At 73.0% G+C, this 18,139-nt stretch carries 16 protein-coding genes and 1 pseudogene; 10 read left to right on the top strand and 7 right to left on the bottom strand.

Annotation, left to right across the window (positions count from 1 at the left end; translation table 11 throughout):
• Window positions 1–181 (top strand): hypothetical protein (locus ABZ154_RS28385; RefSeq protein WP_356837214.1); only part of this gene is annotated, 181 nt, incomplete at its 5' end.
• Window positions 182–228: 47 nt separating this feature from the next.
• On the opposite strand, the gene ABZ154_RS28380 is transcribed toward ABZ154_RS28385, so the two are convergent.
• Window positions 229–1,404: a cation:proton antiporter gene (locus tag ABZ154_RS28380; RefSeq protein WP_356837212.1), complete on the bottom strand. Its 1,176-nt coding sequence runs from the start codon at window positions 1,402–1,404 to the stop codon at window positions 229–231.
• 4 nt (window positions 1,405–1,408) lie between these two features.
• Window positions 1,409–1,888: a cation:proton antiporter regulatory subunit gene (locus tag ABZ154_RS28375; RefSeq protein WP_356837210.1), complete on the bottom strand. Its 480-nt coding sequence runs from the start codon at window positions 1,886–1,888 to the stop codon at window positions 1,409–1,411.
• Between the two features lie 359 nt (window positions 1,889–2,247).
• Between ABZ154_RS28375 and ABZ154_RS28370 the strand changes: the two genes are divergently transcribed.
• Window positions 2,248–3,165: a universal stress protein gene (locus ABZ154_RS28370; RefSeq protein WP_356837220.1), complete on the top strand. Its 918-nt coding sequence runs from the start codon at window positions 2,248–2,250 to the stop codon at window positions 3,163–3,165.
• 254 nt (window positions 3,166–3,419) lie between these two features.
• Complete coding sequence (locus tag ABZ154_RS28365; protein ID WP_356837208.1) at window positions 3,420–4,313, top strand: universal stress protein; 894 nt, start codon at window positions 3,420–3,422, stop codon at window positions 4,311–4,313.
• A gap of 283 nt (window positions 4,314–4,596) precedes the next feature.
• Here ABZ154_RS28365 and ABZ154_RS28360 read toward each other — a convergent pair whose 3' ends face one another.
• Window positions 4,597–5,523 (bottom strand): SDR family oxidoreductase, encoded by a 927-nt coding sequence (locus ABZ154_RS28360; RefSeq protein WP_356837206.1) that lies wholly within the window; start codon window positions 5,521–5,523, stop codon window positions 4,597–4,599.
• 229 nt (window positions 5,524–5,752) lie between these two features.
• Between ABZ154_RS28360 and ABZ154_RS28355 the strand changes: the two genes are divergently transcribed.
• Window positions 5,753–7,141 (top strand): GAF domain-containing SpoIIE family protein phosphatase, encoded by a 1,389-nt coding sequence (locus ABZ154_RS28355; RefSeq protein ID WP_356837204.1) that lies wholly within the window; start codon window positions 5,753–5,755, stop codon window positions 7,139–7,141.
• A 249-nt stretch (window positions 7,142–7,390) separates the two neighbouring features.
• On the opposite strand, the gene ddaH is transcribed toward ABZ154_RS28355, so the two are convergent.
• Together ddaH and ABZ154_RS28345 are read right to left on the bottom strand one after the other, a co-directional pair.
• On the bottom strand, window positions 7,391–8,203 hold the full coding sequence (gene ddaH / locus ABZ154_RS28350) for a dimethylargininase (RefSeq protein ID WP_356837202.1): 813 nt from the start codon (window positions 8,201–8,203) through the stop codon (window positions 7,391–7,393).
• 18 nt (window positions 8,204–8,221) lie between these two features.
• A complete protein-coding gene (locus ABZ154_RS28345; RefSeq protein WP_356837200.1) occupies window positions 8,222–9,166 on the bottom strand; it encodes a methionyl-tRNA formyltransferase in 945 nt (314 codons plus the stop codon).
• A 211-nt stretch (window positions 9,167–9,377) separates the two neighbouring features.
• Between ABZ154_RS28345 and ABZ154_RS28340 the strand changes: the two are divergent.
• Both ABZ154_RS28340 and ABZ154_RS28335 read left to right on the top strand, forming a co-directional pair.
• Window positions 9,378–10,612: pseudogene (locus ABZ154_RS28340) on the top strand (amidohydrolase family protein).
• 242 nt (window positions 10,613–10,854) lie between these two features.
• The gene (locus ABZ154_RS28335; protein ID WP_356837198.1) at window positions 10,855–12,021 is read left to right on the top strand and encodes an MraY family glycosyltransferase; all 1,167 of its coding nucleotides are present in this window, start codon (window positions 10,855–10,857) and stop codon (window positions 12,019–12,021) included.
• A 24-nt stretch (window positions 12,022–12,045) separates the two neighbouring features.
• Here the strand turns inward: ABZ154_RS28335 and ABZ154_RS28330 are convergent, their stop codons facing one another.
• Window positions 12,046–12,933: a glycosyltransferase family 2 protein gene (locus tag ABZ154_RS28330; protein ID WP_356837196.1), complete on the bottom strand. Its 888-nt coding sequence runs from the start codon at window positions 12,931–12,933 to the stop codon at window positions 12,046–12,048.
• Between the two features lie 118 nt (window positions 12,934–13,051).
• On the opposite strand from ABZ154_RS28330, the gene ABZ154_RS28325 reads away from it, so the two are divergent.
• The 3 genes from ABZ154_RS28325 (at window position 13,052) to ABZ154_RS28315 (ending at window position 17,033) form a co-directional block, all read left to right on the top strand.
• Entirely contained in the window at window positions 13,052–15,220 is a 2,169-nt protein-coding gene (locus ABZ154_RS28325) for a PI-PLC domain-containing protein (protein ID WP_356837218.1), read from the top strand.
• 152 nt (window positions 15,221–15,372) lie between these two features.
• Window positions 15,373–16,335, top strand: a complete 963-nt coding sequence (locus ABZ154_RS28320) for a metallophosphoesterase (RefSeq protein WP_356837194.1) — start codon at window positions 15,373–15,375, stop codon at window positions 16,333–16,335.
• The gene (locus tag ABZ154_RS28315) at window positions 16,332–17,033 is read left to right on the top strand and encodes a 4'-phosphopantetheinyl transferase superfamily protein (RefSeq protein ID WP_356837192.1); all 702 of its coding nucleotides are present in this window, start codon (window positions 16,332–16,334) and stop codon (window positions 17,031–17,033) included. Before ABZ154_RS28320 ends, ABZ154_RS28315 begins: the two co-directional genes overlap by 4 nt.
• A 10-nt stretch (window positions 17,034–17,043) precedes the next feature.
• Here ABZ154_RS28315 and ABZ154_RS28310 read toward each other — a convergent pair whose 3' ends face one another.
• Complete coding sequence (locus ABZ154_RS28310) at window positions 17,044–17,649, bottom strand: histidine phosphatase family protein (protein ID WP_356837190.1); 606 nt, start codon at window positions 17,647–17,649, stop codon at window positions 17,044–17,046.
• 265 nt (window positions 17,650–17,914) lie between these two features.
• On the opposite strand from ABZ154_RS28310, the gene ABZ154_RS28305 reads away from it, so the two are divergent.
• A complete protein-coding gene (locus ABZ154_RS28305) occupies window positions 17,915–18,130 on the top strand; it encodes a CbtB-domain containing protein (protein WP_030565757.1) in 216 nt (71 codons plus the stop codon).
• The last annotated feature ends 9 nt before the right edge of the window (window positions 18,131–18,139 follow it).

Genomic DNA, 18,139 nt, shown 5'->3' with positions numbered 1-18,139 from the left:
GGCGCGGGCCCGCTCCACGTTGGCGGTGATGCCGTCCACCGTGCGGTCGGCCAGCAGCCGGGATCAGCTGACGCATGGAGCGCGACACGGCCGACAGCGTGCGAAGGGCGTGCCCACGGCCGAATCCGCCGCGGCCCTGGCCCGCTCCGTCGCGGGCTCGTACGGTGTCCTCCTGGGCTGAACGCCGTCCCCGCGCGGGGGGCGTGGTGCCGTTTGGCCTCTGGCGGATCAGGACACGGGCGTGCTGCGGCGCGGTGAGCGCCTCGCACCGGACGGGCGCGGTCCGGCGAAGCGGGTGATGACGGGGCCGGCCACGGCGAGCAGGAGGACATAGGCGGCGACGAGGGCGCCGAGCCGGTCATGACCGGTGCCCATGAGGCCGATGATGACGATGGAGAACTCGCCCCGGGCGATGAGCGCGGTACCCGCCCGCAGCCGTCCTCGGCGTCCCACTCCTTCGCGGCGCGCCGCGTACCACCCGGATGCCACCTTCGTCGCGGCGGTGACCACGGCCAGGAGCAGGGCGGCCGGAAGCACCGGCAGCAGCGAGTCCGGTGGGATCGACAGGCCGATGGCGAGGAAGAACACCGCGGCGAACAGGTCTCGCAGCGGGCTCAGTACCTTCCGTGCCCGGTCGGCCGCTGAGCCCGTGAGGGAGAGCCCGATCAGGAAGGCGCCGACCGCCGCCGAGACGTGGACGGCCTCCGCGAGGGCCGCCACGACCAGCGTCACGCCGAGGACGCGCAACAGCAGCTGCTCCGCGTCGGGGTGCGACAGCAGTCGCCCCAGGTGATGCCCCCACCAGTAGGACATGGCGAGCGCCACCGCGACGGCGCCCAGGGCGAGCAGCACTCCCAGCAGGGCCTGCTGCCACGTCCCTCCGGCAGTCACCACGGCGAGCAGCGGGAGGTACGCGGCCATCGCGAAATCCTCCAGCACCAGCACGGACAGCACTGCGGGGGTCTCCCGGTTGCTCATCCTCCGCAGGTCACCCAGAAGCCGGGCGATGATTCCCGAGGAGGAGATGTAGGTCACCCCGGCGAGCGCCAGGATCCCTCCGGCGTCCAGCCCGAACAGCCATCCCGCCACCGCACCGGGGGTCGCGTTCAGTACGAGATCGACCCATGCCGAGGGCAGGTGGCGGCGCAGACTGACCGTGAACTCCGGCACGGTGAACTCGAGGCCGAGTACCAGCAGCAGAAGGACGACGCCGATGCCCGCGCCGGTCTCCACGAAGGCACCGGCTGCCGGGACCGGGGCGATTCCTCCCTCGCCCAGAGCCAGCCCGGCCAGGAGATACAGCGGGACCGGAGACAGCGCGAAGCGCCGCGCCAGCGTGCCGAGCACGCTCAGGCAGGTGAGGATGATGCCCAGCTCCAGCAGCAGGGCGACCGAGATGTGCATCCGCTCAGCCTCGGACGAGCTGGTCCACGGCGGCGATTCCCTCGCGGGTCCCGATCACCACCAGCACGTCCCCCGCTCTGAGGACCTCCTCCGGACCGGGGGACGGGATGACCTTCTCACCACGGACGATCGCGACGATCGACGCGCCGGTCCGTGTCCGTGCCCTGGATTCTCCCAGCGGGCGGCCGACGAGAGGGGTACCGGCGACCACCTCGACCTGCCCGGCGCTGAGCCCGGGCACTTCTCTGGTCAGATCCGCGAACCGCTCGGCGATACGCGGCGCGCCCAGGATCTCGGCGAGGACGTCGGCCTCCTCGCCGGTGAGCCGGAACACGGCCCGTGCCTGATCCGGGTCCTCTTCTCCGTAGACCGCCAGTTCGAAATCGCCCGAGCGCCGTGCGATCACACCGACCCTGTCGCCCTCCAGATTGACGAACTCGTAGAGCAGTCCCACACCCGGCAGTAACACTTCGTTGACGTCCACCTGCACTCATCCCGTCCGTCGTGCAATCGCTGTCGTACGGCTCGGTGCCCCGACCGCCGTGCCCTGGGTATTCGGCATCCGGGGGCGGCGGCTCAAGCTCCGGCCTCGGCCGCGGAGGCCCATGGCAACTCTCGCTCGTGTTGCGCTCGGGTCGGCAGGGCCAGGAGGGCCCGGCGTGAAGGGCCGGACGGCCTCCGCACGACCACTGGCTCTCGCCCGGGCGGCCGGCAGCGGCTGTGTCGAAGGCGGGTGTCAGGCCGGTCGGCCCTGGAAGTGGCCCATAGGCCCCATGGCAGGAGGAGCATGTGCGGGGTGGGCTTGGGACACGAGAGTCAGGCAGTCCGGACGTAGGAGGCATGATGAGTGGTCTGGTGGTCGTGGGTGTGGACGGGTCGGAGTCGAGTTACGCCGCAGTGGAGGCGGCGGCTCGGGAGGCGCGGGCGCGGGGGGCCAGGCTGCGGGTGGTGCACGCGCTGGTCTGGCCGGTCACGTACGTCCTTCCTCGCCCTTCCCCGGGGGGCACGTCGCCGTTGGGGCCGCCGCCGATGGACCCGTCCGAGGACGGGCTTCGGAAGATGGCCGGGGGGCTGGTGGCCGAGGCGGTCGGACGTGCGCGGACGGCGGCGCCGGATGTCGAGGTCAGCCAGGCCGTGGTGACCGGCGAGCCCTTGCCCGTTCTGGAGGCGGAGTCCCGTGCTGCCGAGCTGGTCGTGGTGGGGTCCCGGGGGCTGGGCGGGTTCGTCGGCCTGCTGACCGGGTCGACGGCGGTGCACCTGGTGGCACACGGGCGGTGCCCGGTGCTGGTGGTGCGCGAACAGCCCCTCGCGGACGGTCCGGTCGTGCTGGGTGTCGACGGCTCGGCCGCGGGCGAGCCGGCGGTCGACTTCGCCTTCGCCACGGCGGAGCGGCGGAAGGCCCCGCTGGTGGCGCTGCACGCCTGGACGACGTGGAACGCGCCACTGCCCGCTCCGCAGGACGCTTCCGCGCCGTACGCCAACCCGCCGGGCGCTCTCGCCGAGGAGGAGGACACGCTGCTGTCCGAGGCGCTCGCGGGCTGCCGGGCACGGTATCCGGACGTGGTGGTGGAGCGCCGGGTGGTGCACGGCCGAACGCGCGAGGCGCTGATCGACGCGAGCCGCTCCGCACAGCTGATGGTGGTCGGCGCTCGAGGGCGCGGAGGGTTCGCCGGGCTGCTGCTCGGCTCGGTCAGCCAGGCCCTGCTGCACCACGCACACTGCCCGGTCGCGGTGGTGCGGGTGGCGGGCACGCGGCACTGACCCCATCCCAGCGCGGGCTCGCCGGCGTGTGCCGGGTGCTGACGCGGACTGCCGAAGGGACGCGGTGGCGCCGCAGGGCGTGCACGGCACATGGCCGGCACGCAGCCCCGTTCAGTCGCGACGGCTTCAGGGCCACTCGGCCCCGCCGAGCGGCCCTGAAGCCGGCCCGTTGGTCCCTGGGCGCAACGGAGCGGCTGCGCCGAGGATGAGGGCAGGGAGCGGCGCATCGGCGGCGCGCAGGACGGGAGAGTGCAATGACTGATCCGGTGATCGTAGGGGTGGACGGGTCCGCCTCGAGTCTTGAGGCGGTCGACGCGGCGGCTCGTGAGGCGCGCCTGCGTGAGGCCCCGCTGCGGATCGTGCATGCTTTCGGCCACGCGCCCGGCCACACGCCCGGCCACCGGCCGGCCGGCGGGCCGCCGTGGAGCCCGGCCGCCCGCGGTCTTGAGCCGATGGTCGAGGGGGCGCTCGCCGTCGCCGAGGAACGGGCGCACGCGGCGGCACCGGGCGTGGCCGTCACTCGGTCGGTGGTGGCCGGGGAGGCGCTGGAGGTGATGGAGATCGAATCGCGGTCGGCGTCCTTGGCCGTCGTCGGCAGCCGGGGGCTGAGCGGGTTCTCGGGACTGCTGCTGGGCTCGACCGCGGTGCACCTGGCCGCGCACGGCCGGTGCCCGCTGATGGTGGTGCGAGGCCGACCCGATCCGGCCGGTGCGGTGCTGCTGGCCGTGGACGGCTCCGAGGCCGGTGGGGCTGCGGTGGAGTTCGCGTTCGCCGAGGCCGCTCTGCGCGGGGCGCCGCTGGTGGCCCTGCACGTCTGGAACACCTGGAGCGAGCGCGCCTACGAGGGCCCCGGCGACCCCATCAACGCCATGGTGGTGGATATCGAACGGCTTCGTGAGGCCGAGCAGCGCCTGCTGGACGAGACGGTGGCCGCCTGCGGGAAGAACTTTCCTCAGGTCAGGGTGGAGCGGCGACTGGAGCGCTCCCGGATCCGCCCGGCCCTGATCGAGGCCAGCCGCGACGCCCAGCTGTTGGTCGTCGGCGCACGGGGACACGGTGGCTTCACCGGCTTGCTGCTCGGGTCGGTCAGCCAGGCCCTGCTGCACCACGCCCACTGCCCCGTCGCCGTCGTCCGCGGCCAGGCATGACCGCGCCTCGCTGCGCACATGGGTCATGGACGCGGTGGTCCCGCAGCCCTCGCCCTGCTCGATCCCCCTGATCGGCCGCGCGGTTCGTACGGTTGCCCACTCGTGAAAGCACGACTTCCCCGGGTGGGTCGCGGTGCCGTCCCGGCAGGCCCGGTGGAAGCGGCTCCGCGCACTCGGTGCGACAGGCACCGCGTACGGCCGCCGTGACCGGAGCGGCGGGGCGGGGCGGACCGGCGCCACGCCTGCGGCCCGCTCCGCACCGGTTCAGCCGTCCATGGGCTGCCTAGCGGTCGTGTGGAGAGGTCCGGTGGGAGTCCCAGTCAGCGCGCCCTCCGGCGCCGAGGACTTCGACGGGGGAGGAGAGTTCGTCGCTGGGCCGCTCCCGCAGCTCGCGGCGGGTGATCCGGGCGACGAGCGCGGGGAACAGGGGACGCAACGGCTGGCACCAGCGGAGCCACGGTGGGCAGTAGATGTTCGGCGCACGGCGGGTGATGCCCCGGGTGAGCCATCGGGCGACCTCGTCGGTGGAGTGCACGCGGCGAGCGGGACGGGGCTGGTTGCGCCGCAGAGTCTCCAGGACGGGGTGGTCGTCGATGCCGGTGAGCATGTCCGTACCGGTCCAGTGCAGGTAGGCGATGCCGACCTGGACTCCGCCCGGTTCCAGCTCCCCGCGGAGGGCGAGGGCGAAGGACTCCGCCCCTGCTTTGGAGGCGCAGTAGGCGCTCATCATGGGCGCGGCCCCGAACGCGGCGGTGGAGGCGATCTGGAGGAAGTAGCCGCGGCTCGCGGTGAGCTGGGGCAGGAACGCGCGGGCGGTGCCGGCGGAACCGATGAGGTTGACGTCGATGACCCGTTGCCACAGCTCGGGAGCTGTGCGGTCGAACGGGCCGCTCACGGCGATGCCCGCGTTGGCGACGACCACGGAGGCGGCACCGAGTTCGGCTTCCACCCGACGGGCGGCGTCCGCGAGCGCCCTGCGGTCGGTGATGTCTGCCTCCACGCAGATGCTCCGGCCGGGCAGCGAGCCGGCGACCGCCATCAGCGTCTCCTCCTCCCGTCCGATCAGGGCGACGTGCATGCCGGCCTCGGAGAGGTGCCTGGAGAGCGCCTCGCCGATGCCGCGCGCTGCCCCGGTGACTACCGCGACCCGCCCGCGCAGGGGAGGGCCGGGGGCACGCCGGTTCAGGGGCCCGCCAGAGATGTCAGGCATCGTCTCTCCTCGCTTCGGGTCCGAACGTTCGCTCACGGTCCGGCTCCCCGATGTGCACGGGTGAGCCGGGTTCCCGGTACGTGCCTCGTGAAACATGCGGAGATGACCGCCTGCCGAAGCGCCGCCGGCCGCCGTCGCCCACGTGCCCGGCGCAGCGGCGTGCTGGAGACTGAAGGTGCCCGGCGGCCCAGGTCTCCGGTGGTCACGTGGGAGAGAGGCAGGACCCGGTATGTGCCCGACGCAGGATGACGCGGCCGGCCCGCCTCACCAGGGCTCCGGTCCGGAGCGGGGCACGGACGGCGCGGACCCCTTCGAGGTCGACGAGGAGGTCCAGCACGCCCTGGACCGGCTCACCCTGCTCATCAATGCGGCAGAGGCCCTTTCCAGCACGCTCGAGGTGGACCAGGGGCTCCGTCGGCTCTGCCGCACGCTCATTCCGGGCCTTGCCGACTGGTGCGCGGTCGACCTGCTCGACGAGCGGGGGCGGCTGCGCAGGCTCGTCGTCGAGCACCGGGACGCCGACGTGACCCCGCCGGGCCTGGACGAGGGGCTGCTGCCCCCGGCCGAGGGCTCCGCGGCCTCGGTCGCCCGCGCGCTGCTGGGTGTGGGGCCCGTCCTGCTCACCGACTTTCCCCCGCCGAAGGACGCGGACGACCCCCTGTGCTCCCGGGAGAAGGAACTCTTCGAGCGTCTGGCGGCCGATACGGCTGTCGTCGCCCCGCTGAGAGCCCGGCGTCAGGTGCTCGGTGTGCTGACCCTAGCCCGTACCCGCAGGGAGGCCCGGCTGACCGAGGACGCCCTCCCCCTCGTCGAGGATCTCGCCCACCGGGTGGCGCTGGCCGTCGACAACGCGCACCTGCACGCGGAGGCACAGCACACGGCAGAGCGGCTGCAGCGCTCCCTGCTGCCCGACCTGCCCACGGACGGGCCGCTCGACGTGGCGGCCCGCTACCAGCCGGCGAGTGCCACCGCCCGGGTGGGCGGCGACTGGTATGACGCCTTCGTGCTGCCGGACGGTGCCATGACACTGATCATCGGCGATATGGCGGGACATGATCTGCGGGCCGCGGTCATGATGAGCCAGACGCGCAACATGCTCCGAGGCATCGCCTGCGACCGCAAGGAACCGCCCGGCAAGATCCTCGCCCGGCTGGACGCGGCGCATCACATCCTCTACCCCCACCAGACGCTGACCTGCATCTACGCGCTGGTCGAACGGCTGGGCGCGGACGAGCCGTGGCTGTTGCACTACGCGGTCGCGGGCCACCCGGCGCCCCTGCTCGTGACGCACGACGGCGAGACCCGCTTCTTCACGGGCGGCCGCAGCCTCATGCTCGGGGTCGATGCCGAGGTCCATCGCCCCGACGCGACCGACATCCTGCCGCCCAGCTCGACCGTGCTGCTCTACACCGACGGCCTCGTCGAGCGCCGCGAGGAAGACCTGGACCGAGGCTTGGCGCGTCTGCGGCAGCACGCGGCGGCCCTGGCCCGTGAGCCGCTCACGACGTTCTGCGACGAGATCCTGGAAGGCATGGCCGCGGGCGGTTCGGACGACGTCGCTCTGATCGCGGTCCGAATGGCGCCCCCGCACGCCAGGAACGTCGTGGCCACCACTTGACAGAGGTTCCGATCACGCCTGTACCGCTCCTCCACGACGCCGACGCCCCGCGCCGGCGCAGCAGGACCAGGGAACCAGTCGATCGGCACGCACGCGAAAACCCTGGGGGAGTACACCACCCGAGCGGTCGTTACGCGCTGCGAGGCTCAAGGCGTTGAGTTTAGCACGTTCCGGAAGAGGTTCATGCGGGGGAACCGCCCGCCCCCGCCCAGGCCGTCGACCCGGACGGGGGAGTCAGGGAGCCGCCGGTCAGCGCGCCGGCCGGAGCTCCAGCGTGCAGCACTTCACGCTGCCGCCCGCCTTGAGGAGTTCGGACAGATCCACACCGACCGGGCGGAAGCCGCGGTCGCGGAGCTGATCGGCGAGAGCGGTGGCGTTCTGCGGCAGGACCACGTTCAGCCCGTCCGACGTGGCGTTGAGCCCGAACACCGCCGCGTCCTCCGCCGAGGCGAGCACGGCGTCCGGGAACAGGCGTTGCAGCACGGCCAGGCTGCCGGGGGAGAAGGCCCCCGGGTAGTAGGCGATCGTCTTCTCGTCGAGCACCGTGAGGGCGGTGTCCAGGTGGTAGTAGTCGGGGTCGACGAGCATCAGCCCGATCACCGGGCGGCCGAAGAACTCCTGGGCCTCGTCGTGGGAACGGGGATCGCTGCGGAACCCCGTACCGGCGAGCAGGAGCTCGCCCACGAGCAGGTAGTCGCCCTCCCCTTCGTTGACGACGCTCGCCGTGCGCAGGTCGGGGAAGCCGTTGTCGCGCAGCCAGCCGTGGTACGCCGGACCCTCGGCCATCCGCTCGGCGTCACGGAAGCGTGCCACGAGGGCGCGTCCGTCGACGACCGTGGCGCCGTTGGCGGCGAAGACCATGTCGGGGAGCCCGTGGACGGGTTCGATGGTGTCGACGGTGTGCCCGAGGCTCAGGTAGACCTCGCGCAGTCGCTCCCACTGGGCGATGGCCAGCGGAGTGTCGACAGGCTTCTTCGGGTCCATCCACGGGTTGATGGAGTAGACCACGTCGAAGTAGGTGGGCCGGCACATGAGGTAGTGCCGGGCACGTGCGGTACGCATGGGTGAGGGTCCCGATCGTCAGGGGCGGCCGGTGAGATAGCCGCCCATCGAGGTGAAGTACCCGGCCGCGGGTAGTTCGCGGCCGTCCCCGGTGCGTACGCGGGTGATGGCCAGACCGTGGTTGCGGCCGGTTCGGGCATCGGCTCCGGCGACGATCACGACGCCGTCGCCCTCGCGGTAGAAGATCCGGCCCGGGGTTCCGCCGTAACGGCCCTCGGACACGACAGCGGACACGACTTCGAGCCGCTGCCCCTTGTGGAAGGTGAAGGCGCTCGGGTACGGAGCGGACTGGGCGCGGATCAGGCGCTCCAGGTCCTGTGCCGGCCAGCTCCAGTCGATACGGATGTCCTCCTCGGCCCGCTTGTGGAAGAAGCTGGCCTTCGAGCGGTCCTGCCGGGTGAACTCGGTCTGCCCTGAGGCGATCAGGCCCAGCGCCTCGGTGGTGACCGGGGCTATGAGGTCGACCGTACGGTGGAAGAGGTCGGTGGCCGTGTCCGCCGGTCCGACGGCGACCGACCTCTGGACGACGATGTCGCCCGCGTCGAGCTCCTCGTCCATCAGGTGGGCCGTGACGCCGACTTCCCGCTCGCCGTTGATGAGCGCCCAGATCAGCGGCGAGAAGCCCGCGTAGGCGGGCAGCAGGGAGTCGTGGATGTTCAGCGTGCCGTGGACCGGCAGGTCGTAGATCTCCGGCGGCATCCACGTCCGCCAGTTGTTGGCCACGATGATGTCCGGGGCCACCTCCTTGAGGCGGTCCACCAGTTCGTCGTCCGGCCGGTTGCGGATGATCACGGGGATCCCGTGCTTCTCCGCCAGATCGGCCACGGAGTCGCTCCAGATCTTCTCGTAGGCGTGCTCGCTTCTCGGGTGCGTCACGACCGTCACCACGTCGTGCTCGGAGTCCAGCAGTGCTTGCAGGGTGCGGTGCCCCCAGGTCTGGTAACCGAACATGACGACCCGCATGGAGGTGCCTCCTTGGAAGAGCGATGACCGGCGCCCAGTAAAGCAAGGCTTACCTAAGAGCACAACGGCCCAAGATTCACAGCAGGGTTGAGGGCTCAGGTAGGCCGGAATCGCACCATGCCGTCGACAGGCGGGGGCCTGCGGGGTAGCTTGGCCCGGCCCGCTCTCCGGCCGTGCGCCGTGGGTCCGACCGCGACGGGGAGGGACCTCCATGCTCTGTACGAGGCTGACGAACGCCCGCATCCTCACGATGGACCCCCACCACCCCGTCGCCCGCGATCTGGGTATCTGGCGGGGCCGGATCGTCGGCGTGGACGAGGCGGTGACCGCCCTCCCGGTCCGCGAGGTGGTCGATCTCCATGGCGCCACCGTGCTGCCCGGCTTCATCGACAGCCATGTCCACCTGGCCTGGGCCGGGTTGAAGTCCCGTACGCCGAGCATCGCCCCGTGCACGCGGATCGAGGACATCCTCGCCGTCGTGGACGAGGCCGCCCGGCGCCCCGCGCCTCCCGGAGCCTGGCTGGATATCGCCCGTTACGACCAGCGGGCGCTGGGCCGCCACCTGTCCGCCGCCGAACTGGACCGGGTCAGCCACGGCCGCAGGATCCTCCTGATGCACGACTCCGGACACGCCTGCGTCGTCAACACCGCCGTGCTGGACCTGCTGCCGGCCGACGTGGAGCACGAGGAGGGCTTCCTCGCCGAGAGTGCCATGACCGCCGCCCGCCGGCTGCGGCTGCCGTACTCCCAGGAGGAGCTCGCCGACGCGATCGAGCACTCCAGGACGACCCCGGCCGGCTCACCCGCCTCATCGTCGACGGACACCTCGCCGGCTGGCAGCTCGCCGTCCACGCCATCGGGGACCGCGCCGCCGACCTCGCCCTGGACGCCCTGGAACGCGCCCAGAAGCTGAAGCCCCGGCCCGAGGCGCGCCACCGCATCGAACACGCCGGCCTCATCCGCCCCGACCAGCTGCCCCGCTTCGCCGAGCTCGGCGTGAGCGCGGTGGTCCAGCCCAACTTCCTGCGGTACTTCGGCGACGACCACGCGACGGTGATGGGGGAGCGGCGGGCCGGCTGGATGTACCGCGGCCGGGGGTTCCTGGACCACGGCGTCACCCTCGTCGGCTCCTCCGACCGGCCCGTCACCGACGGCTCCCCGCTGCGGGCGATCCAGTTCATGGTCGAACGGGCCTCCGCGTCGGGCCGGATCATCGGTGGCGACGAGGCGATCGATGTCGCGGAGGCCGTACGCGCGTACACGGTCGCCGGCGCCCACGTCTGCCGCTGGGACGACACGGCGGGCACCCTCTCCCCGGGCAGGCGCGCCGACTTGGTGGTCCTCGGCGACGACCCGCACCGCGTCGACCCCATGCGGATCGGTGACATCGAGATCGTGACGACGTACGTGGACGGCCGGGACACACGGGAGGTCCTGCGCGCCTGAGGCGCGGGGGTGAGGGTTTCGGCCCTCCGTGCTCCCGGTCACCAGATCAGGGAATCACCTCCTTTTTCGTGTTATTCAGGGCGAATAGGGACATCGGCCCCGTAGGTTGGGGGGAACCGCCACTCGACTGGCGTCCTACGTCACCCCGGCACCGAAGCCGGACGCGCGCCGGGTCGCCGTGGTCCACCGGTCGCCCGGCGCCCCCGCGCGCCGCTGTTCACGAACGAGGAAAGGCAGGGCAGGTGAACGTGCTTGGGATCATCGCCTCCGGTGTGGCCGCGCTGTTCATCACGGTCGTACTCGCCAAGGGCGTCCGCCGTACGGCGCTCCGCTCCGGCATCGGCCGTGAGCCGGGCGGGCGCCCCTCGCGTGCCGGGGTGGTGCGCAGAATGGGCGGCGCGACGGTCGTCATCGGCGTCGGTTCGGCTGCCGCCGCCGGCTCGGCACTCGGCGCGGCGGGCGGCGGGACACGGGCCGTCACCGGACTGCTGGCCGGGGCCGGGATCGTGGCCGCCCTGGGGCTCGTCCACGATGTGCGGCCGCTCGGCGTCCCCCTGCGGGCGGCGGTCCAGACGGCCGCCGCCACACTCGCCGTGTGCCTGGCCGGGCTGTCGCCGGTGGCGGGCGTCCTGGCCGTGATCTGGATCCTCCTCGTCACGCAGGCCTTCGCCCTGCTCGACACCTCCGACGGAGCCCTGGCGACCGTCGGCGCCGTCACCGCCGCCGGGCTGCTCGCCTGCGCGGCCGTCGACGGCCGGTCCGGGCTCGCCCTGCTGCCCGCCGCCCTGCTCGCCGGGCTCATCGGCTTCCTGCTGCACAACTGGCACCCCGCGCGCGTCCGCCCCGGCGCGTCCGCCTCCCTCTTCACCGGCTTCGTCCTCGCCTCCTCCGGCGCGCTGATCCACGCGGCGGCCCCGCCGGAACGCGCCGCCTGGGCCGCGCTGCCCGTCCTCGCGACCGTCGCCCTCGCCGACACCGCCCTCGTCCTGACCTCCCGCCGCCGCGCCTCGCGCCCCCTGCTCCAGGACAGCGGCGACCACATCACCCACCGCCTGCGCCGGATCCGCGTCACCGTGCCCGGGACGGCCGTCGTCCTCGGCGTGTGGGCGGCTGCGGCGGTGGCGACGGGCACGCTGGTGTACGCGGGGACGCTGCACGCCGCCTTCGCCCTCGTACCGCCGGCGGGCAGCGCCCTGGTCGTCCTCGCCCTGCTGAGGATCCCGGCGTACGTAGCTCCGCCCCGGACCGCCGCCCGCCGTCCGGCCACCGGCACGGCTGCGCCGACCGCACCGCCCACGCCCCCCGCACCGGCAGCCGCCGGGCCGGCGAGGACCCCCGCCGGCCGCCCCACCGTGCCCCCGCCGCCCACCGGCCGTTCCGCCGTCGGCCTCACCGCCGACAGGAGCTGACGCGAAGGCCCCAGCCGGCGCTCATCACGCCCGCCATCGCCCGAGCGTGGCCCGGGCCACCGTCCGCGCGTACGGGGACACCATCAGGAACGGCGCCCAGGGCCAGGTGTGGCGCAGGCAGTACACCCACCACTGGCGCGGCGGCAGCTCCCGTACGGAGGTCACCCGGCGCAGCGCCTCGCGCACCCCGATCCCCGGCTCCCTGGAGCCGGGGACGTCCGGCCCCTGCGCGCACACGCCGACGGGCCACGGGGCGACGAACGCGGGCACCCCGGCCCGCCGGGCGCGGAACCCGTGGTCGTAGTCGCCCATCCGGTGGCGGAAGACCTTGTCGAGGTCCCCGACCAGGTCGTACGCGGCCCGCGAGAGCAGCACCACCCGGCCGTCGTACGTGTCGCACGGCTCGGGGTGCTCCCCGCCGGGCTCCACGAGCGCGAGGAACCTGCCGCGCCGCCCGGAGTACACCGTGGCCCCGTCCGCTCCACGGACCGCCCCGACGACGACCGCCCCGGCCCCGACGGCGTCCGCGGCGCCCATGAGCCGCGCGAGGGCGTCCGGGTACAGGTCGACCCCGTCGTCGAGCCACAGCTGGTGCGTCCACCGGTGGCTCGGGCCGCCCGGTCTGCCGCGGTGCGAGCCGCCGCCTCCCCCGCCGCTGCGGCTGTTGCGGCTGGCGATGCGCATCGCCTGGTTACGGGGGACGTCCGCGCCCACCGACATGACCTCGACGGACGGATGGAGGAGGCGGACGGCCTCCGGAGTACCGTCGGTGGAGCCCGCGTCCACCAGGTGCACGCCCAGCGTGGCGTGGGCCGGCAGGCCCTGCTGGCTCTGCAGGGCGCTCAGCGCCGACAGGGTCCTCGCGCGCCGGTTGTGACTCGTCATCAGCACGGCCAGATGGAGGGAGTGCACGGCGGAGCTCCTCACTGAACGAATCTCATCATTCATGCATAAAAGCTGACAATCCGCATAGGCTGAGTGAGTGATCGCCGCACCGATGGAGTACCCGTTTCCCCCGGAGCCCGGCCCCATGTCCCCGGGCCGGGCCCGCCGGGCGGTGCGCGTGGTGGCGTTCGTGCTGGCGGCGGTCAGCGTGCTGACGGTGGCGATCACCTCGACGGTCCGCGCCACCGTCCTGTCGCCGGGCTACTACCGATCGGTCCTGGACGAGGAGTCGGCGTACGACCGCCTCTACAGCGAGGTGCTCGTCGACCCGTCGATCGCCCCGGTCACCCGTGACCTCCTCGCCCATCTGCCCGTGCCCGAGGCGCTCGTGACCTCCAACATCAAGGTCGTCCTGCCCCCTGCGACGGTCCGCTCCTTGACCGACCAGCAGATCCACGCACTCACCGACTACCTGCGTGGCGACACCGACGAACTCCGGCTGGACGTGGACATCGACCCGGTGCTGCGGAACCTGGCCGACCTCGCCCGTATCTACTTCGGTGACCTGGTGGCCAGCCTCCAGGATCAGGAGGAACCGGACTTCGCCCGGTTCACCGACGACCTCACCGCGGCGCTCGAAGCCCTCAAGGAGGGCCGCGCGCCCACCCTGCCCGCCCTGCCGCTCACCGACGACCAGGCGGCCCGCGCCACCGACGCCCTGCTGAGGCTGGTGCCCGAGCGGGACCGGACGGAGCTGCGCCCCGATGTGGAGGTGGCGCTGGGCAGGGGTGACGTCTCGACCGCGCTGGCGACCACGGCGGCCGCCGCGCTCGCCGACGGTTCAGGGACCGCCGCCGCCGATCTGCGCACCACGCTCCAGGGAGGTACGTGGGATCTCACCGCGACCCTGACGGCGGCGGGCAACGACCTCGGCGCCCTGGAACAGGCGCGCGAGCGCGTCCAGCGGCTGACCCAGCTCCAGGTCCTCGCGACCGTCCTGGCCCTGACCTCCCTCGCCGTGCTCTGGGCCACCGGGCCCGGGGCCTCCGCCCGGCGGCTGATGGTGCTGGGGCAGGCGGTCGCCTGCGGCGGGATCCTCGCGGCGGCGGCCGTCCTGCTGACCCGGCCGGTCACCGGTGGCCGGTTCCTCACCATCCCGGCCTCCTGGCCGCCGAGCGTCACCGCCCTCGTCGAGGACCTCCAGCGCAACGCCCTGGATCAGGCGGTGGACACCGGACTGACCGCCGCCCTCACGGCCCTCGTCGGCGGAGCCCTCCTCACGGCCACCGGCTGGGCCTTCCTGGTGCGCCCGCGCACACCGCCCACCCCCACCGCCGTACGGACAGTGGCCGCAGGCGTGACCTGCGCCGCGCTGGCGGGCGCCCTGCTCGTCCCGCCCGTACTCGCCCCGTCCGCGCCCCGCCGCTGCCAGGGCAGTACCGAACTCTGCGGGCTGCGGTACGACGAGGTCGCCCACCTCACGGCCCACAACGCCATGTCCACCACCGCCGACCGGTTCATCGGCCCCCTCCAGGACCCCGACATCACCACCCAGCTCAACACCGGTGTCCGGGCCCTGATGCTGGACACGTACCACTGGGAGAGCCCGCAGGACATCGCCGCACGACTCGGCAACCCGGAGTTCACCCCCGAGCAGCGCCGGCTCATCTCCGCCGCGATCGACAAGGCCAACCCGCCGCGCGAGGGCCTCTGGCTCTGCCACAGCGTCTGCCGGGCCGGCGCGATCGAACTGCGCCCGGCCCTGGAGGACATCGGCTCCTGGCTGCGCGCCCACCCCGCCGAGATCGTGACGCTGATCGTCCAGGACGACATCGGCGCCGAGGAGACCGCCGAGGCGTTCCGCCGGGCGGGGCTCGGTGGACTGCTCCACACTCCGTCCGAGGACCCCGACGAGCCGTGGCCCACGCTGGAGGAGATGATCGACGGCGGCCGGCGGCTGGTGGTGTTCGCCGAGAAGGCGGACGGCCCGGCGCCCTGGTACCGCAACTTCTACCGGTACGGGATGGAGACCCCGTTCGCCTTCCGCGACCCCGACCAGATGAGCTGCCGACCGAACCGCGGCGGCACCGGCAAGCGTCTCTTCCTGCTCAACCACTTCGTCACGAACGGGGGCGGCAGCCGCCTGGACGCGGGCCGGATCAACTCCCGTGACTGGCTGCTGGAGCGGGCCCGGGCCTGCGAGGCCGAGCGTGGCAGCCCGGTGAACTTCGTCGCGGTCGACTACACGACCGTCGGCGACGCGCCAGGGGCAGTGGAGGAACTGAACAACCGCCGCGCACAGAAGCGTCGCTGACGCCGCGACAGCCCCGGGCGAACGGGCCCGCGGGCTCACGGGCGAACCCCGGGGCGGGTGCCGGAGGCCCATGAGAGGCTACGTTCCCAGCGGCTTCGCCACCCCTGCGGACGGAGCCGCACGACGGCCGACAGAACGGGGAACCAGCGCACATGACAGCTCCGAGCGATCCCGCACCGCCCAGTGCCCCTTCAGCCGTTCCGTCGCCCGACGGCGCTCCCGCGCCGCGCGGGGCCGGACGCCTGCTGGCCGTGAGCGACCTCCATGCGGCGGTCACCGACAACCGGCCCATCGTGGAGTCCCTCCACCCCAGCTCCGACGCGGACTGGCTCATCGTCGCGGGCGACGTGGCGGAGCGCCCCGACGACATCCGGTGGGCGCTCGGTCTCCTCGTGGAACGTTTCGCCCAGGTGATATGGACACCCGGCAACCACGAACTGTGGACCCTGGACAAGGACCCGGTCCGACTGCGCGGCCAGGCCCGGTACGAACACCTCGTCGAGCTCTGCCGCGAGCTCGGCGTCATCACCCCCGAGGACCCGTTCCCGCTGTGGCAGGGTCCCGAAGGACCGGTGGCGATCGCGCCGCTGTTCCTCCTGTACGACTACACCTTCCGCGCCCCGGGGACGCACACGAAGGAGGAGTCGCTGGCCGTCGCCCACGAGTCCGGCATCGTCTGCAACGACGAGTACCTGCTCCATCCCGACCCGTACCCGACTCGCGACGACTGGTGCCGGGCCCGGGTCGCGGAGACGGAGCGCAGGCTCGCCGCGCACGACCCGGAGATCCCGTTGGTCCTCGCCGGGCACTGGCCGTTGGTCCGCGAGCCCACGTCGGTGATGTGGTACCCGGAGTTCGCCCAGTGGTGCGGCACCGAACTGACCGCCGACTGGCACCGCCGCTTCAACGTCACGGCCGTCGTCTACGGGCACCTCCACATCCCCCGTACGACCTGGTACGACGACGTGCGCTTCGAGGAGGTCTCGATCGGCTACCCGAGGGAGTGGCGCGAACGGGGTCACCCGCGCGGCCTCCTGCGCCAGATCCTCCCGTACGAGCCGGAGTCCGCACCCCCCACCCGTACCGGAACCGCCACCTCCGGAGGCTCCCGGTGATCGAGAGTCTGCTGCCCGCATACGTCTCCTGCGCCGCGACGCGCGAGGAGAGCGTGCCGGACGGAACCCTGTTCCCCGAGGAGGAGGCGGTGATCGCCCGGAGCGTGCCCAAACGCCGGAACGACTTCGCGACCGCGCGGGCCTGCGCGCGGCGGGCCATGGGCCGGCTCGGCCTCGAACCCGTCGCCGTACTCCACGGCAAGCGCGGAATGCCCCTGTGGCCCGACGGGATCGTCGGCAGCCTCACGCACTGCGACGGGTACCGGGCCGCGGCGCTGGCGCGCGAAGCGGACGTGCTCTCGCTCGGTGTCGACGCCGAACCGCACGCCCCGCTGCCGGAAGGCGTGGGGGAGCTGGTGGTGCGCCCCTCGGAGCGCGAACGGTTCGCCGGGCCGCGAGCCGGGACGGCGGGCGGGATCCACTGGGACCGGCTGCTGTTCAGTGCCAAGGAGAGCGTCTTCAAGACCTGGTACCCGCTCACCCTGACCGAACTGGACTTCGACGAGGCGGACCTGACCTTCCACCGGGAGGACGACGACCGTGCGGCGAGCGGCACCTTCACCGCCCGGCTGCTGCGCGCCGACCCGGCCCTGCCGCCGGTGCTGGACGGGAAGTGGCGCGTGGAGGACGGCATCGTCGCCACGGCCGTGCTGCTGCGGCCCGACTGGCGGGCGGCGGGCGGCTCCCAGTCCTCCTGAGGGGCGCCTCTCAGGAGGACTGAGGGACGGCGTGCGATTGCGGAGGGGCGGTGAGCGGCCGCCCCAGCCGCACGTTCCACCGGCCCGACCGGCCGCTGAGCTCCGTGAGTACCAGGGGCGCGACGTCCAGTCGCCAGAACGCCTCCAGCGGCAGTGCCAGAGCGTGCACGACGGCGGCCCGGACGACCGCGGGCTCGGCGACCGCGAGGACGCTTTCCCCCTCGCCGCCTGTGGTCCCCTCCAGCCAGCCGCCCACCCGCTCCACCAGCGCCCGCAGCGACTCGCCCCCGTGCGGAGCCGCCGACGGGTCGCCGATCCAGCCGGCCACCGCGGCGGGTTCGGCGGCGCTCACCTCGTCGAGGCGGCGGCCGCTCCAGCGTCCGAGGTCCCAGCCGGTGAGCGCCGGTTCGGCGCGGGCGGCGAGACCGAGGGCGGCGGCGGTCCCGAGGCACCGCTCGGAAGGGCCGCTCAGCACCGCGCCGGACCTCGGCACGGAGGCGGCCGCCGCCCGCGCGCTCCGCTCCCCGGAACGGTCCAGCGGGGCATCGCCGTCGAACCGGGCCTCCCGGAGCGCCGCGTTCACCGCCGGTGAGACCAACATCACCCGTGCTGTCATGTTCCTGCCTCAAATCGTTCCGTGAAGGCCCCAACGCCCCTGACCGGCAGGCGGTTCGCGGCCCGAAGCTCCGCAGATTGCACCATGGCGGTGCCTGCGTGCAGGCGGTATGGTCACGTCGACCATGACGACGGTGTGACGGAAGCCCGGTGAGAATCCGGCACGGTCGCGCCACTGTGTACCCGCACCTGTGCGGGAAGTCAGACCCAGCACCTTCGTCGGATGTACCACGACAGGGACGCGTGTTCCCTCAGGAGGTTCCGCCATGGCGCAGTCCGCCGCTCCCGCAACGGGGGCGCCCGCCATCACCCCGATCTCGGCCAAGGCCCTTGCCCCCTGGGCGGTCTTCGTCGGCATCCTGGCGCTCGTACTGCTGTACTTCGTCGGCGCCGAACAGGGCGCCACCGCGCTCATCTCGGGCGAAGGCGTCCACGAATGGGTCCACGACGGCCGTCACCTGCTCGGCTTCCCCTGCCACTGAGCCACCTGC

Source organism: Streptomyces sp. NPDC006261 (genome assembly GCF_040613515.1).
Taxonomy (GTDB): Bacteria; Actinomycetota; Actinomycetes; order Streptomycetales; family Streptomycetaceae; genus Streptomyces.
Note: the sequence above shows the minus strand (reverse complement) of the source record. Positions and strands in the feature narration are given on the sequence as shown.